The sequence below is a fragment of the Nisaea sp. genome (genome assembly GCF_017640745.1).
Lineage (GTDB): Bacteria > Pseudomonadota > Alphaproteobacteria > Thalassobaculales > Thalassobaculaceae > Nisaea.
The window spans coordinates 355,248-371,375 of record NZ_JAEPQA010000001.1; the positions used below are offsets into that span (position 1 = coordinate 355,248).

The 16,128-nt window shown below is 64.0% G+C and carries 16 protein-coding genes; all 16 read right to left on the reverse strand.

What is annotated here, in order from left to right:
• Window positions 1-2: 2 nt before the first annotated feature.
• Window positions 3-881, reverse strand: a complete 879-nt coding sequence (locus JJ959_RS01735; protein ID WP_292879536.1) for a phosphatidate cytidylyltransferase — start codon at window positions 879-881, stop codon at window positions 3-5.
• 6 nt (window positions 882-887) lie between these two features.
• Complete coding sequence (locus JJ959_RS01740; protein ID WP_292879537.1) at window positions 888-1,619, reverse strand: isoprenyl transferase; 732 nt, start codon at window positions 1,617-1,619, stop codon at window positions 888-890.
• Between the two features lie 3 nt (window positions 1,620-1,622).
• Window positions 1,623-2,183: a ribosome recycling factor gene (gene frr, locus JJ959_RS01745; protein WP_292879538.1), complete on the reverse strand. Its 561-nt coding sequence runs from the start codon at window positions 2,181-2,183 to the stop codon at window positions 1,623-1,625.
• A gap of 2 nt (window positions 2,184-2,185) precedes the next feature.
• Window positions 2,186-2,938 (reverse strand): UMP kinase, encoded by a 753-nt coding sequence (pyrH, locus tag JJ959_RS01750; RefSeq protein WP_292879539.1) that lies wholly within the window; start codon window positions 2,936-2,938, stop codon window positions 2,186-2,188.
• Window positions 2,939-2,979: 41 nt separating this feature from the next.
• Window positions 2,980-3,906 (reverse strand): translation elongation factor Ts, encoded by a 927-nt coding sequence (gene tsf, locus JJ959_RS01755; protein ID WP_292879540.1) that lies wholly within the window; start codon window positions 3,904-3,906, stop codon window positions 2,980-2,982.
• Between the two features lie 156 nt (window positions 3,907-4,062).
• Entirely contained in the window at window positions 4,063-4,875 is an 813-nt protein-coding gene (gene rpsB / locus JJ959_RS01760; RefSeq protein WP_292879541.1) for a 30S ribosomal protein S2, read from the reverse strand.
• 171 nt (window positions 4,876-5,046) lie between these two features.
• A complete protein-coding gene (gene nthA / locus JJ959_RS01765; RefSeq protein ID WP_292879542.1) occupies window positions 5,047-5,721 on the reverse strand; it encodes a nitrile hydratase subunit alpha in 675 nt (224 codons plus the stop codon).
• Entirely contained in the window at window positions 5,718-6,020 is a 303-nt protein-coding gene (locus tag JJ959_RS01770; RefSeq protein WP_292879543.1) for an SH3-like domain-containing protein, read from the reverse strand. The genes nthA and JJ959_RS01770 overlap by 4 nt, the downstream gene beginning before the upstream one ends.
• Window positions 6,020-6,379 carry an SH3-like domain-containing protein gene (locus tag JJ959_RS01775; RefSeq protein ID WP_292879544.1) on the reverse strand — a complete coding sequence of 120 codons (360 nt, stop codon included), beginning with the start codon at window positions 6,377-6,379 and terminating at the stop codon, window positions 6,020-6,022. The genes JJ959_RS01770 and JJ959_RS01775 overlap by 1 nt, the downstream gene beginning before the upstream one ends.
• A 70-nt stretch (window positions 6,380-6,449) precedes the next feature.
• A complete protein-coding gene (locus JJ959_RS01780) occupies window positions 6,450-7,121 on the reverse strand; it encodes an O-methyltransferase (RefSeq protein WP_292879545.1) in 672 nt (223 codons plus the stop codon).
• Window positions 7,118-8,659 carry a M81 family metallopeptidase gene (locus JJ959_RS01785; RefSeq protein WP_292879546.1) on the reverse strand — a complete coding sequence of 514 codons (1,542 nt, stop codon included), beginning with the start codon at window positions 8,657-8,659 and terminating at the stop codon, window positions 7,118-7,120. Before JJ959_RS01785 ends, JJ959_RS01780 begins: the two co-directional genes overlap by 4 nt.
• Window positions 8,660-8,731: 72 nt before the next feature.
• A complete protein-coding gene (locus JJ959_RS01790) occupies window positions 8,732-9,037 on the reverse strand; it encodes a hypothetical protein (RefSeq protein ID WP_292879547.1) in 306 nt (101 codons plus the stop codon).
• Between the two features lie 19 nt (window positions 9,038-9,056).
• A complete protein-coding gene (gene dnaE, locus JJ959_RS01795) occupies window positions 9,057-12,557 on the reverse strand; it encodes a DNA polymerase III subunit alpha (protein WP_292879548.1) in 3,501 nt (1,166 codons plus the stop codon).
• Window positions 12,558-12,663: 106 nt separating this feature from the next.
• Window positions 12,664-13,383, reverse strand: coding sequence for an ABC transporter ATP-binding protein (locus JJ959_RS01800; protein ID WP_292879574.1), 720 nt, complete (start codon window positions 13,381-13,383; stop codon window positions 12,664-12,666).
• A 10-nt stretch (window positions 13,384-13,393) separates the two neighbouring features.
• Window positions 13,394-14,638, reverse strand: a complete 1,245-nt coding sequence (locus JJ959_RS01805; RefSeq protein WP_292879549.1) for a lipoprotein-releasing ABC transporter permease subunit — start codon at window positions 14,636-14,638, stop codon at window positions 13,394-13,396.
• A gap of 25 nt (window positions 14,639-14,663) precedes the next feature.
• Complete coding sequence (gene proS, locus JJ959_RS01810; RefSeq protein ID WP_292879550.1) at window positions 14,664-15,983, reverse strand: proline--tRNA ligase; 1,320 nt, start codon at window positions 15,981-15,983, stop codon at window positions 14,664-14,666.
• Window positions 15,984-16,128: the final 145 nt, after the last annotated feature.

Here is a 16,128-nt window from a genome sequence, read left to right on the forward strand (position 1 = left end):
GTTCACGGCCATGACCAGAGCAGCATGCTCTTGCCGGAGAGCAGCATCAATGCCGCCGCCAGAGGCAGGACCGCGATCTGTCCGTCCACCCGGTCGAGAATACCGCCATGCCCCGGGATAAGCCGTCCGGAATCCTTTGCCCCGAAAGCGCGCTTCACCGCGGATTCGGCAAAATCGCCTGCCTGCGCGACAATTGCGATCACCGCCCCGATACCGGCGAGCAGCACCGGATCCGCCGTTTCGATACTTGTACCCAGAACAGCGCCGAGACCGGCGCTGCCGGCCATGCCGCCGAACAGTCCCGCCCAGGTCTTGCTGGGACTGACACGCGCCCAGAGTTTCGGCCCGCCGATGGTCCGTCCGGCGCCATAGGCCGCGACATCGGTCACCACCACGGAAAAGGCGAGCCAGAGCGCGGTTTCAAGACCCAGTTCCGGCATTTCCCTTATCCAGTGAATCGCAATCGCCGGACAGAGCGCGAGAAACAGGCCCGGCAGCAGCTGGGGCGCCCAGTTGCCTGAGCCGATCCTGACAGCGAATGCGAAAGCGAGGGGAAGCGCGATCAGCATGATCAACGCTGCCGGCTTCTCGAAGGCCAGCGACGCCGCGAGCACCATGAGCGCGCCGATCAATCCGGCGAGGCGGCGCAGGCTCGCTGGACAGCGCGGCGCGACGAGATTTGCCCACTCCCAGGCCATCACCGCCGCGACGACGGTCACCAGCGCCAGGAAATAAGGCCCACCGACCCAGAACAGCAGAATGACGGGCGGCAGAATCACGGCCGATGAGAGGATTCTCAGAAGCAGCTCGCGGGAACGGCCCGCCGGATCGGGTTTCCGTCCGGCATTGTGGCTTGCCGCGCCGTTGTCCCTGGCCGGCATCCCGCGTCAGCCGACGGCCGCGCCGAAGCGCCGGTCCCGCTGACAGAATTCGTCGATCGCTTCGACCAGCTGATCCTTGCCGAAATCGGGCCAGAGCGTCGGCAGGAAGACGTATTCGGAATAGGCACACTGCCACAGCATGAAGTTGGAAATGCGCTTCTCGCCGCTCGTCCGGATCAGAAGGTCCGGATCGGGAATGTCCGCGGTCTCGAGGTTCTCCGCGAAGACCTGCTCGCTGATCTGGTCCGGCCGGAGCGCGCCTTCGGCCACCATCGCCGCGAGGCGGCGGGCCACACCGGCGATCTCGTCCCGCCCCCCGTAGCTGAGAGCGATTGTCAGCACCAACGCCCGGTTTCCGACGGTCAGGCGTTCCGCCTGTTCGATCAGCGAGACGATGTCGTCATCCAGCCGCGCGCGGTCCCCGATCACCCGGAAGCGGACGCCCTTCTCGTGCAGTTCGGCGATCTCGCTCTTCAGGTAGCGCCGTAGCAGCCCCATCAGGTCGAGGACTTCGGTTTTCGGCCGTTTCCAGTTCTCGGACGAAAAGCCGAACAGGGTCAGATAGCCGATCCCCAGTTCAAGGGACGCCTCGACCGTGCGCCGGACCGCTTCCGCGCCGCGCTGATGGCCGACCGTGCGCGGCAAACCGCGTGCGCTAGCCCAGCGCCCATTGCCGTCCATGATGATGGCGACATGACGCGGATGTTTTTTTTGTTCTCGTGCGTCAGATTCCGCCATCGATCAGACCTGCATGATCTCCTTTTCCTTGACGCCGAGCGCCTCGTCGATGCGGGAGACGAACTTGTTCGTCATCTCCTGCACTTCCTCTTCGTAGAGGTGCTTCTCGTCCTGGGAAAGGTCGCCGTCCTTTTCGGCCTTTTTAAGGCTGTCCATACCGTCGCGGCGCACGTTGCGAACGGCGATGCGGGCCGACTCCGCGTATTTTGCCGCGACCTTCGCCAGCTCTCCGCGGCGTTCCTCGGAAAGATCCGGCAGCGGGATGCGCAGCAACTGGCCGTCGACCTGCGGGTTCAACCCGAGATCGGATTCCCGGATCGCCTTCTCCACCGCCTTGGTCATGGACTTGTCCCAGACCTGGACAGTGAGCATGCGGGGCTCCGGAACGCCCACGGTGCCGACCTGGTTGATCGGCATCTTCGCGCCATAGGCGTCGACCATGATCGGCTCGAGCAGGTTTACCGACGCGCGGCCGGTCCGCAGGCCCTGGAATTCCTTTTCGAGAGCGGTCAGGGCGCCTTCCATGCGGCGCTTGAGATCGTCGAGATCGGGTCCTTCAGACATTGTTAGTCGGCCTTTTCGCTTATGATTGTGAAGGTACCGCGTCCGCGGATGACATCCGCGAAGGCTCCCACATTCTGTATCGAGAAGACAAGGATCGGAATGCCGTTCTCCCGGGCGAGAGAGATGGCCGAGGCATCCATCACCCGGAGGTCGCGGGACAGCACGTCCATATAGGTCAGATGGTCGTAGCGGACCGCGTTCTTCTCCACGGCCGGATCGGCGTCGTAGACGCCGTCGACCTTGGTCGCCTTGAGCATCGCGTCGCAGCCCATTTCGGAGGCCCGCAGCGCAGCGGCGGTATCGGTGGTGAAGAACGGATTACCGGTTCCGGCCGCGAAGACCACGACCCGGCGCTTCTCCATGTGCCGCATGGCGCGGCGGCGGATATAGGGCTCGGCCACCGCAGAGATCGGAAGAGCCGACAGCACGCGGGTCGGGACGCCAATGGCCTCAAGCCCGCTCTGCATCGCCAGCGCGTTCATCACCGTCGCCAGCATGCCCATATAGTCGGCGGTGGCCCGCTCCATACCCTTGGCGGCAGCGGACACGCCGCGGAAGATGTTGCCGCCGCCGATGACGACGCAGACCTCGCCACCCAGGTCCCACACGGACTTAATTTCGTGAGCAACCTGGGAGACCATGTCCGGGTCGAGGCCGTAGGACCTGTCGCCCATCAGGGCCTCGCCCGAGATTTTCAACAGAACCCGTTTGTACCTGGGAGCCGCCGGCTCCTGAACTTGTTCGATCGCCGTCATTTCGTGCTCCCTCGGTATCAATCCGGTTCCGTCTTTGCCGATCAGCTGCCCAGGGTGGCGGCGACTTCGGCGGCGAAGTCTTCTTGTTCCTTTTCAATGCCCGCGCCAAGCACGAAATGGCGGAAGCCGGCGAGTTTCACCGGAGCACCGATTTCCTTGGCGGCATTCTCGACGACCTTGGAGATCTTGGTCTCGTTGTCGATCACGAAGGTCTGCTCGAGCAGGACGACTTCCTGATAGAACTTGCGAATCCGGCCCTCGACCATCTTCTGGGCGATTTCCTCGGTCTTGCCGGAGGCTTTCGCCTGATCGACCAGAACGGCGCGCTCGCGCTCGACGACTTCCGGATCGAGATCGTCGGTCGAGAGGCTCTGCGGGGAGGTCGCGGCGATGTGCATGGCGATCTGCTTGCCGAGATCGGCCAGCTTGTCCGCATCGCCAGTCGACTCGAGGGCGACCAGAACGCCAATCTTGCCGAGGCCCGGAACGACCGCGCTGTGCACGTACGGCACGACCACGCCGTTATCGACCGAGATGGTCGCGGCGCGGCGGATGCTCATGTTCTCGCCGATGGTGGCGATGTTGTGGGTGAGCTGCTCCTCGACGGTGCGGCCGGTGCCCGGATAGTCGAGGCCCTTCAGCGCGTCGATATCGTCGCCATTGGCGAGAACCATGCCGCCGAGCGTGGAGACGAAGCCCTGGAAATCGGCGTTGCGGCCGACGAAGTCGGTCTCGGCGTTTACTTCGATCAGCGCGCCCTTGTTGCCCTCGGTCGCGGCGGCGACGAGGCCCTCGGCGGCGACCCGGCCGGATTTCTTGGCGGCAGCGGCGAGACCCTTGGTGCGCAGCCAGTCGATCGCGGCTTCGATATTGCCGTCGGTTTCGCCCAGCGCCTTCTTGCAGTCCATCATGCCCGCGCCGGACTTCTCGCGCAGTTCCTTAACCATCGCAGCGGTGACAGCAGCCATCGTCTTCCTCTTTTCTTGTTCAAGCGGCCCACGCACCCTACTGGCGCCGTCGGACCTGTCAGACAATCGTAACTTTTCGAACCCACCTCGTAACGGCGGCGGCCCCGCCCTCGCGTGCCGCCGCTGTCACGAAAAAGTGTACCAAACCGAACCGGTTTAGGCGCTCGCGGCTTCCGCCTCGGCCTTTTCGCCTTCGGAAGCAGAAGCTTCCTCGGCGGCTTCAACGGCCGGCTCGACCGGGGCTTCTTCCGACTCGCCGATATCGGCACCGGAAGCGGTCATTTCTTCCTGCAGACCGGCGAGAACCGCCTGGCCGATCAGGTCGCAGTAAAGCGTCACGGCGCGCATGGCGTCGTCGTTACCCGGGATCGGATAGGTGATGCCCTTCGGATCGGAGTTGCTGTCCAGCACCGCCACGACCGGAATACCGAGCGTGTTGGCTTCCTGGATCGCCAGCTGTTCCTTGTTGGTGTCGATCACGAACATGATGTCCGGAAGGCCGCCCATCTCCTTGATGCCGCCGAGGGCACGCTCGAGCTTCTCGCGCTCGCGGGAGAGGTTCAGCTGTTCCTTCTTGGTCAGGCCCTGCATGCCCTGCTCGAAGCGCTCTTCCAGCTCCTTCAGACGACGGATGGAGTTGGAGATCGTCTTCCAGTTGGTCAGCATGCCACCGAGCCAGCGGTGGTTGACGTAGTACTGGCCGGTCTTCGACGCGGTCTCGGCGACGACGTCGGCCGCCTGACGCTTGGTGCCGACCATGAGCACACGGCCGCCGGACGCGGTCACGTCGCGGATCGCGGCAAGGGCGCGATGCAGGAGCGGCACGGTCTGCTGCAGGTCGAGAATGTGGACATTGTTACGGACGCCGAAGATGTATTCCTGCATCTTCGGGTTCCAGCGGCGCGTGTGGTGGCCGAAATGGACGCCGGCTTCGAGCAGCTGGCGCATCGTAAACGTGGGAACGCTCATCTTTCCGTCTTTCTCCGGTTATGCCTCCACGGGTTTTGCCGGGACACCTGCCCCGACACCGGAGCGCTGCGCCAGGATGTCTCCCCGGCACCGCGCACACCCGTGTGCGTGATGAATGCGGCGGGTTCTAATGCCCCCGGCCGAGAAATGCAAGGGTGAAGAGCGCTTTGCTCAGGCGGAGACCTCGGTCACCCCGATCATCGCATCCCGATGGACCAGTGCGGCGAGCTCCGCCTCGCTCATCCCCTCGGTCCCGGCGGGACGCATCGGCAGCACGAAATAGCGCATGTCCGCCGTGCTATCGTGAACCCTCACCTCGCGATTGTCCGCGATCTCGGTACCGAACTCCCGGAGCACCGTGCGCGGTTCCCGGACCACGCGGGAGCGGTAGGAGCGGCTCTTGTACCAGTCCGGCGGAATGCCGAGGATCCAGCGCGGATAGCAGGAGCAGAGGGTGCAGACGACGACGTTATGCACCTCGGGCGTATTCTCCAGCACCACCAGCCTCATCGGACCGATGTCGTGGCCGACTTCGGCGATCGCCTCCTTCGGCGTCTCGATGAGCCGCGTCTTGAACTCCGGATCGGTCCAGGCCCGCGCCACGACCTTTGCGCCATTCGCCGGGACCCGCGCATCCATCGCCTCGACCTCGGCGCGGATGTCGTCGGGCGTCACCAGCCCCTTCTCGATCATCAGCTCGCGCACCGCCTCTTCCATCAGGCGGTAATAGGTCATCGTGTCGTCCTGGTCGGCACGGTGCGGATGATGATGTTCCGGATCGTAGGGATGCAGGTGATCATGATCGTGATCATGGTCGTGGTGATGGTGGTGATGATCGCCGCTCATGCCTCGTCTCCCTCTGCATCGAGCCAGAACTCGAAGATCTCGATCTCGATCTTGTCCGCCTCGTTGCCCTCGTAATCCGGCCAGACATCCTTCTGCCGGAAGCGCACCCGATAGAGCGGAACCTCGGGCGTTCCGGGCCGCCCGAAGGCCAGCTCCTCAGGATTTCTGAACGCGCCGCAGACCCGCTCGACGGTGCCGGAAAGGCCGCGGATGTAATAGGGCGTGCGGATATGGCTCGGCGGGGTCGGCGGGAACTGTTTGTGGACCCGGACCCGGTCTCCGGCGGCGAAGCGGGCCATCAGCAGCCTCCCCCGGCCGCGCCGCCCGGCATCACGCCGTCCGGATAGCGCGCCTTCACCTCTTCCATCTTGGCCCCGAGTTCGTCGGCGGTGAACACCCCGCGCTCCAGCAGGGTATTGGTGACGGAGGAGATCCAGCGCTCGTAATAGGTCATGTTGTCATAGGCCTCGGGCGGCAAGGCCTCGATACCCTTGCGGAGCTGGTCGACGGTCATCAGCTTCAGCCTGTTGGTGCAGAGCATCATCAGCGCATCGACCCGCTTTTCCCAGAGCGCGTAATCGTGCTCCGCGCGGTCGATCTCGCCCGCATCGAGCCCGCCCATGTCGTGGTGCCCGCGCGCGGTGAAGTCGCGTTCCATTGCCGTCGCTCCCTCTCTTGTTGAAGGCTCCATCTTGCCAGAGCCCGCTATCGGCGCAAGGCCGGGACGATCACTCTTTGACGAGGCAGATCGCCAGCCCGTCGTAGCCCTTGATCCCGACGAGTTGCAGCGCTGTCGCATCGACGCGCGGCTCCTTCGCGATCATGTCAATCACCTTGCGGACGCCCTGCACATTCACGTCCTTCGTTGTCGCCTCCAGAACCCGGCCGTCCCGCACGACATTGTCGATCAGGATGAGACCGCCGGGCCGCACAAGCTTCAGGGCCCATTCGAAATAGCCCGGATTGTTCTTCTTGTCGGCGTCGATGAAAGCAAGGTCGAACGGCCCGATCCCGTCCGCCTCGACGCCGGGAAGGCTGTCCAGCGCGGCGCCGACGCGGACCTCGATCCGGTCGCCATATCCCGCCTCACGGAAGTTCGCCCGCGCGACCTCGGCATGCAGCTGCTCGAATTCAAGCGTCACGACCTTGCCATCCGCCGGCAAAGCACTCGCGAGCCAGAGCGTGCTGTAACCGCCTAGCGTGCCGACCTCCAGCACCTTCCGCGCACCGTTCATCCGCGCCAGAAGCTGCAGGAACTTGCCGACATTCGCGGAGACGCTGATCGCAGGCAGGTTCGAGGCCTCGCTCGCATCCAGCGCCTTCTCGAACTTCGCCTGCTCCGGCACCAGGGTTTCGGTGAAGTAGGCGTCGACGGCGTCCCAGGTCGGCTGGCCGCTCATGCCTTGCTCCGGTCCCAGGTGGCTTTCTCGCCGTCGACCGGAAAGAACGGCCGCTCGACATATTTCCAGTCGAAATTGGCGAGGTTCGGAGAAGTCAGCCCCGGCACGTCCACTTCCACGATCCGCTCGGGCGGGAACATGTGGGCGAACCCGGCGCGGAAATGACCGCGCGACTTCACGACGATGCAGCGCTCGCCGTTCGGGTCGATTCCGAAGGCGCTCAGATAATCCGGCGAGAGGCACTGGGTCCGCTTCGTGATGCAGACCAGCTTGATGCCGCCGATCTTCAGCACCGCCGTCGCACCGAGATCGACCGTCTTGCCCTCGACCATGCCGTGATTGCCGACAAAGATTCCGTCAGAGACATGCAGGACCTCGGCGCTCACGTCGAGCTTGCCGGAGAATTCGTTGTCTTCTTCGGAATTCAGCGTGATGTCGATCGTCGCACCGACGCCCGCCGTGTGCGCCGCCTTTACCGCTGACGGATCATAGAACACCGCGAGCGTGCAGCCGGTGACACCGGCCTCGAGGAAGGATTTCAGGATATAGGTCGTGTTACCGCGCCCGCCGCCACCCGGATTGTCGGCCGGATCGGCGAAGAGGATGGGCTCGCGTGCCGGATCGTCGCCGACCGACTTCGCGAGATCCGTCGCATCCGCGAGCGGCATCATCTTCGGCACGTAGCGGTGCCGGTCGGCCCAGGCCGCTTCGGCGAGATCGGTTGCGACCTGCTTCGCGTCGGCTTCGTTGCCGCGGGTCGTCACGATCACCGTCATGCCGTTTTTCGGCGTGTCGCAGAAGGCGAAGCCCGAGAGACAGGTGACGTTCATCACGCTCTCGTCGAGCTTGGTCTGCCCGAGCCGGATCAGGTCGCCATAGGGATGGCCCTCGGCCGTCAGCTGGGTGACGGAGGGCGCGACCAGCGGCAGGCGAACCTTGTAGGAAGCGGTCTTTACCCCGTCGAACATCTCCAGCATCGCCTTCGCCGCCTCGCAGCCGCGCTCGTAGAGATCGACATGCGGATTGGTGAGGTAGCCGATCATGAGATCGGTCGCCTCCATCATCTCGTCCGAGACATTGGCATGCAGGTCGAGGGTGGCGATCACCGGCACGTCCGGGCCGACCACCTCGCGCACCAACCGGAAGACGTCACCGTCCGGATCGTGGGTGTGGGTCGCGCAGGCCCCGCCATGCTCGCAGACATAGACCCCGTCGACCTTGCCGCCGGCTTCAAGCGCCTGTCGCAACTCGGCGAGGAATTCTTTGAAGAACCCCTCCTCCACCGGTCCGGCCGGGGTTGAGCCGATGACCAGCGCCGGCACCGGCTCCCAGCCCGTCGGCCCGCCGAGCCGCTCGTCCATGATGTCGTAGAAGCCGCAGATCCCGAGATGGATCGAGGGATATTCGGCGCGCGCCTGCTTGTCGATCTCGGCGCCGCGGAAATACATGTTCTCCTCGAAGTCCCGCCGGGAGCAGGTCGGGGCGAAGCGGTTGGATTCGAGATTGAACCCGCAGATTGCGATGCGTTTTTTGCTCATGAGACGCCAGTCCGATGGTGTGTGCCGCGCGGCAGGAAGGACGGTCAGCCTAGGCCGCGAACAGACGGCTGCCTAGCCCCCGGACGCGATTTGCGCGTTACAGAATTCCTTCAGGTCGTCGGCAAAGCCTTCGAGGCACGCGCCATCATCGGTCAGGCAGATTTCCACCGAGCGTTTCCGGTTCGCCTCTTCGTCGGCGAGGCTCAATGCCTTCTGGACGTCCATCCCGAAACGGTGCTGCTCCAGCTTCCGCTCCGCCGCGAAGCAGCGCCCCGTGGCGGTGTGCTCCTCCCAGAGCGAATAAAGGCTGAAGGCGGCGGCAAAGGTCACACCGGCCCCGCCGAGGAGGAAGAGGATCCGCTGTACGAGCCCGTCCATGGTCACTCCGGGTCCCGTCTCAGATATCGCGCGCGTCGACGATGCCCGGCAGCGACTTCACCGCCGCACGGAAATCGGGCGAGATGTTGTAGGTCTTGCCAAGCGCCAGTTCGACCTCCTCATCGTCGGTGTCCACGACGATCTTGATCTTACCCCGTCCCGGCTTCTCGTGCGCGATCATCTCCGAAATGTGAGGGATCGGGCCCATGTCGCGGACATAGATCTTGAGCCCGGCCGCGGTTCCGGACACTGCCTTGTCCAGCGCCTCGATGCGCGAGACCGTCAGGCGGAGGCCGCCCTCGTCTTCGATCCGAGCATCCGCCTTCACCAGAACGGACTGCCCCGCCTCCAGCAGCTCGCGGCTGACCGCGAGAACCTCGGAGAAGACCGTGACCTCGGTGACGCCGGCCTGGTCGGTCAGCTGCACAAAGGCATAGCGCGAGCCCCGGCTTGAGGTGCGGATGCGGGAGCCGACGATGATGCCGGCGATATTGATCCGGGCCGAATTGCCCTTCTCCTTCACCGTCGCGGCAATCTGGTCGGAGCGCACCACGCCGAGCCGTTCGAGCGAGGCGCCATAGGCGTCCAGCGGATGGGCGGAGAGATAGAACCCAATAGCGTCGAACTCTTCCTTCAGGCGCTGCATCGCCGGCCAGTCGAGCCGGTCGGCAAGCGTGATCTCCGGCTCCGGCGCGCCAGACGGGCCTCCGAAGAGACTGACCTGATCGGAGCTCCGCTCCGCCGAAGCCGCGTTGGCGTGGCGCAGGATCTTCTCGACGCTTTCGAAGAGCTGTCCCCGGTTCTGGGTCATGCAATCGAAGGCCCCGGCCCGCACCAGATTTTCCATGAGACGCTTGTTCACCACTGTGCCGTCGATCCGGCTTGCGAATTCGCCGATGGTCTTGTAGGGGCCCTTCTCTCCGCGTTCCTTGACCAGTGCCTCCATCGCGTTCTCGCCTACATTCTTGATCGCCGCCAGCGCGTAACGGATCGCCAGCGCTCCGTCCGGCGTCTCCTCCGGCACGAAATCGACGAAGGATTTGTTGATGTCCGGGCCGAGCAGCTGGATCCCGAGGCGCTGGATCTCCTGGCGGAAGACATTCAGCTTGTCGGTATTGTTCATGTCGTAGGTCATCGAGGCGGCGAGGAACTCGACCGGATAGTTCGCCTTGAGATAGGCCGTGTGATAGGCGACCAGCGCGTAGGCCGCCGCGTGGCTCTTGTTGAAGCCGTAGCCGGCGAAAGCGGCGATCTGGTCGAAGATCTCGGAGGCCTTCTCAGCCTTCACGTTCTGCTCGACCGCGCCCTTCACGAAGGTCTCGCGCTGGGCGTCCATCTCCTCCTTGATCTTCTTGCCCATGGCGCGGCGCAGAAGGTCGGCGCCGCCGAGCGTGTAGCCGGAAAGGCGCTGGGCCGCCTGCTGCACCTGTTCCTGGTAGATCATGATGCCGAAGGTTTCCTTCAGCACCGGCTCCAGCACCGGGTGCATGTAGTCCGGCTGTTCCTCGCCGTGCTTGCAGGCAATGTATTTCGGGATGTTCGCCATCGGGCCCGGGCGGTAGAGGGCGACGAGCGCGATGATGTCCTCGAAGCGGTCAGGCTTCATCCGGCGCAGCACGTCGCGCATGCCCGTGCTTTCCAGCTGGAACACACCGGTCGATTCCGCCCGCCCCAGCATCTCGTATGTGCGCTTGTCGTCGAGCGGGACCTGCGAAAGGTCGATCTCGATATTTCTCCGCTTCAGCAGGTCGACGGCTGTCTGCAGGACCGAAAGGGTTTTCAGGCCGAGAAAGTCGAACTTCACCAGCCCCGCCTGCTCGACCCATTTCATGTTGAACTGTGTCGCCGGCATGTCGGAATTCGGATCGCGGTAGAGCGCCACCAGCTCGTGCAGCGGCCGGTCGCCGATCACGACACCGGCAGCGTGGGTCGAGGCGTTCCGGTAAAGCCCTTCGAGCTGCAGGCTGATGCGGATGAGATCGCCGACCTCCTCGTCCTCGTCGCGCTGGCGCTTCAGTTCGGGCTCGACCTCAAGCGCCTCGGCGAGCGTCACCGGGTTGGCCGGGTTGTTCGGCACCAGCTTGCAGATCCGGTCGACCTGGCCGTAGGGCATTTCCCGCACACGGCCGACGTCGCGCAGCGCCGCGCGCGCCTGCAGCTTACCGAAGGTGATGATCTGCGCGACCTTGTCGCGGCCGTAGCGCTTCTGCACATATTCGATCACCTCGCCGCGGCGGTCCTGGCAGAAGTCGATATCGAAGTCAGGCATCGAGACGCGTTCCGGGTTAAGGAAGCGTTCGAACAGCAGCCCCCAGCGCAGCGGATCGAGGTCGGTGATGGTCAGCGAATAGGCGACGAGCGAGCCCGCGCCGGATCCGCGGCCCGGTCCGACCGGAATGTTCCGCTCCTTGGCCCAGCCGATGAAGTCCGCAACGATCAGGAAGTAGCCGGGGAATCCCATCTGCTCGATGACGCCGAGCTCGAAATCGAGACGTTCCCAGTAAGGTTTGGCCACCTCGGCACAGGCCGCTTCATCCATCTCCTCGGTGAAGACATGGGCCTCGAGCCGTTTCTTCAGACCCTCCTCGGCCTGCGCGCGAAGTTCCTCCGCCTCGTTGCGCCCGCCTACCGTGTCGAAGGGCGGCAGGATCGGCGCCAGCTTCTCCGGCATGAAGCTGCAGCGCCGTGCGATCGCGAGCGTGTTGTCGACCGCCTCCGGCAGGTCGGAGAACAGCTCGCGCATCTCTTCCGCGCTCTTGAAGCGGTGATGCGGCGTCACCCGGCGGCGGTTCGGATTACCGATCGTCGTCCGTTCGGCGATGCAGAGCAGCGCGTCATGCGCCTCGTACATCTCCTCGCTTGCGAAATAGCATTCGTTGGTCGCCACCAGCGGCACGTCGTGCTTGTAGGCGAGATCGAGGAAACCCGCCTCGCTGCGCCGCTCGGTATCGAGGAAATGGCGCTGGATCTCGACATAGAGGCGGTCGCCGAACAATGCCTTCAGATCGAGCAGTGCGGTCTCCGCCTCCTCCGGCCGGTTCTCCAGAAGCAGCCGGCCGACCTTGCCCATGGGGCCGCCTGTCAGCGCGATCAGGCCGTCGCTGCGTCCCTCGAGATCCGCAAACGGCACCCTGGGCGACTCGCCCGGGTCGGTCATGGTGAAGGAGCGGCTGACCAGGTCCATCAGGTTCTTGTAGCCGCGCTCGTTCTGCGCGATCAGGACGATCTGGTCGGTCTGGTTCGGCGTGTGCGTCGTCCCCCCGACCACCTTGAGGCTGCCGCGCGGTTCCGACTCCTCGCGCCGGAGCGCGAGCTGAACGCCGACGATCGGCTGCACGCCGGAGCCCGACGCCGTCACCGCAAACTCGAGCGCGCCGAAGAGATTGCCGGAATCGGTCATCGCCACCGCGGGCATTCCGTGCCGGACGGCGAGCGACACCAGTTCCTTGCCCTTGATCGCCCCTTCGGCGAGCGAATAGGCGGAATGAACCCGGAGATGAACGAAATCGGCGTGAGACATGGAGCCCTCGGAAATCTGAGGCCGGAAGTGTTTCACAGGCGGGGGACGCCGTCAGCCGGAACAGGTCGCGAACCTTCAGGCCGACACAGCAAGATACTGACTTTACTTATTTATAAACGTTCAGCGTACCGTCACGAAGTTCCACGACCCGATCCATGGAGCTTGCGAGTTCGTGGTTGTGAGTCGCGATCAGCGCGGCGATTCCCGTGGCCGAAATGATCCTGCGGAGCTGGTGGAAGACTTCTTCCGCCGTATGCGGATCGAGATTGCCCGTCGGCTCGTCCGCGAGCAGCACGGAGGGCACGTTGGCGATCGAGCGGACAATCGCGACGCGTTGCTGTTCGCCGCCCGAGAGCTTGGCCGGTCTGTGAGTTTCGCGCTCGCTGAGGCCAACGAGATTGAGCAGCTGGCGCGCCCGCTCCCGCGCCTCGCTCTTGGAGAGACCCGCAATGAGCTGCGGCATCATCACGTTCTCAAGCGCGGAGAATTCCGGCAGCAGGTGATGAAACTGGTAGACGAAGCCGATCCCGTCGCGGCGGATCAGGGTGCGTTCCCAGTCGCTCGCATCGCCGCAGTCCTGTCCCCGGAAGAAGACATGGCCGGATGTCGGGGCTTCGAGCAGGCCCGCGATATGCAGCAGGGTCGACTTGCCGGCTCCGGACGGACCTACGAGCGCCGTCACCTGCCCTGCCTTCAGGGAGAGATTGATGTCCTGCAGGACCGTGAGCGTGCCGCCGGCGTCCTTGAAGCTGCGCGAGACGTTGCGCAGTTCGAGGACCGCATCGCCGGTCGTTCCCCCGGCCGCGATCCGTTCGATATCCGTCATGTCCGCCCCTTTACTCATATCGGAGCGCTTCCACCGGATCGAGCCGCGAGGCCCGCCAGGCCGGATAGATCGTGGCCGCGAAGGTCAGGAACAGCGCCATCGCGATCACCGTGACCACTTCCAGCGGATCGACTTCCGCGGGCAACTTGGAAAGGAAGTAGATCTCGGCAGAGAACAGCTCGGTCCCGGTCAGGCTCTGCAGCGCCTGCCGGATCGCCTCGATATTCTGGCAGAAGACCAGCCCGAGGACGGAGCCCGCGACGGTCCCGATCACCCCGATGCTGGCGCCCGACATGAAGAAGATCCGCATCACCATGCCTTTCGAGGCGCCCATTGTGCGCAGAATGGCAATGTCCCGCCCCTTGTCCTTCACCAGCATGATCATCGAGGAGATGATGTTGAAGGCCGCGACCAGGATGATCAGCGTCAGGATCAGGAACATGACATTGCGTTCAACCTCGAGCGCATTGAAAAAGCTTGAATTCTGCTGCTTCCAGTCGACCGCGTACTTGTCCCCGCCAATAACTTTCGCCAGCGGCAGCCGCAACTCGTCGACGCGCTGCGGATCGTCGACCATGACCTCGACCGCATTCACCGCATCGCCGCTCTTGAAGAACAATTGCGCCGCCTCCAGCGGCATGTAGATGAAGGTATTGTCGTATTCGTACATGCCGACATTGAACAATGCCGAGACCGTGAAGGACCGCATCCGCGGCACGCTGCCGATCACCGTCACCGTGGTGCTGGGCGAGATCAGGGTGATCTTGTCGCCGACCCCGACGCGCAAACGGCGCGCAAGACGGGCCCCCATGATGACGCCGCTGCTGGAGCTGAACTCCTCCAGCGAGCCGGTGGTGATGTTGTCCGGGACGATCTGGCGGCTGAGCAGCGCGCTCGCCCGGAGACCGCGAACCAGGGCGCCGGAGGCGATACCGTTCGCCATCGCCATGACCTGGCCCTCGAGCTGCGGCGTCACCGTGATGACGCCCGGGATTTCGCCGATCCGGACCGCCAGATCGTCGAACCCCTCCATCGGGGCACCCTTGCTGTAGACAGACATGTGGCCGTTCAGCCCGAGGATGCGGCCGATCAGTTCGGCCCGGAAGCCGTTCATCACCGACATGACGATGATCAGCGTCGCGACGCCGAGCCCGATGCCGAGCAGGGAAAAGCCCGCAATGACCGAGATGAAACCTTCCTGGCGGCGGGAGCGCAGGTACCGCATGGCCACCATGCGCTCGAAAATGCCGAACATGCCGATCCCCCTTGCCGGACCCGGATCAGGAAGCGAACTTGTTCAGCGCCGCTTCCGGCGTCATTTCAACGACTTCGCCGGTCTTTCTGTTCTTCACCTCGACCACGCCGGACTTAAGGCCGCGCGGACCGACCAGGATCTGCCAGGGCACGCCGATCAGGTCGAGATTGGCGAGCTTGGCGCCCGGACGTTCGTCGCGGTCGTCGATCAGGGTCTCGATACCGGCCTTCGAGAGCTTTGCATATAGGTCCTCGGAGACCGTCGTGCATCCCTCGTCGTCGGATTTGAGGTTGGCGACGGCGACCTGGAACGGCGCGACTTGCTCCGGCCAGATGATGCCCTTGTCGTCGTGGCTCGCCTCGATGATGGCCCCGACCAGACGCGACACGCCGATGCCGTAGGAGCCCATATGTACCGGAACCTCCTCGCCCTCGGGCGTGGAGACGACTGCATTGAGCGGCGCGGAATATTTCGTGCCGAAATAGAAGATCTGCCCGACCTCGATGCCGCGGCGCTCCTTCAGGTCGGCCTCTGCAACGCCGCAGGCGGCGGCATCGTGCTTCTCGTCGGTCGCGGCATAGAGGGAGGTGTATTTCTCGACGATGCCGTTCACTTCGCCCATGTCCGCGTAATTCACGTCCATGTTGGCGAAATCCTGCGTTTCCCAGGCCTTGTCGTAGAACACGCCGCTCTCGCCGGTATCCGCCAGCACGATGAATTCGTGGCTGAGATCACCGCCGATCGGGCCGGTGTCGGCCTTCATCGGGATCGCACTCAATCCCATCCGCGCATAAGTCTTCAGATAGGATACGAACATCCGGTTATATGCGTCGACCGCACCCTGATAGTCCGTATCGAAGGAATAGTTGTCCTTCATGAGGAATTCGCGGCCGCGCATCACGCCGAACCGCGGCCGGACCTCGTCGCGGAATTTCCACTGGATGTGATAGAGCATCAGCGGTAGCGCCTTGTAGCTGCGCACATGGGTCCGGAAGATGTCGGTGATCAGTTCCTCGTTGGTCGGGCCGTAGAGCATGTCGCGCCCGTGCCGGTCCTCGATCCGCAGCATTTCCTTGCCGTAATCGTCGTAGCGACCGCTCTCGCGCCAGAGATCGGCGGACTGGATCGTCGGCATCAGGACTTCCTGCGCGCCGGCAGCATCCTGCTCCTCGCGCACGATCTGCTCGATCTTCCGGAGCACTTTGAAGCCGAGCGGCAGCCAGGAATAGATCCCGGCGCTCGCCTGCTGGATCATGCCGGCCCGCAGCATCAGGCGGTGGGAAACGATCTGCGCCTCTTTCGGGTTTTCCCGGAGGGTCGGCAGAAAATAAGCGGAAAGACGCATGGAGTCCTCTGTGGTCAGATACCCGGGCCACGGCCCGGCGAAACGCCGCGACACTCTATGAAATGGCCTTCCGGCTGTCCAAACGAAAACACGGCCGGAAAGCCGGCCGCGCATTCATCAAATCTCGAGAATCGGAACCGGCCGG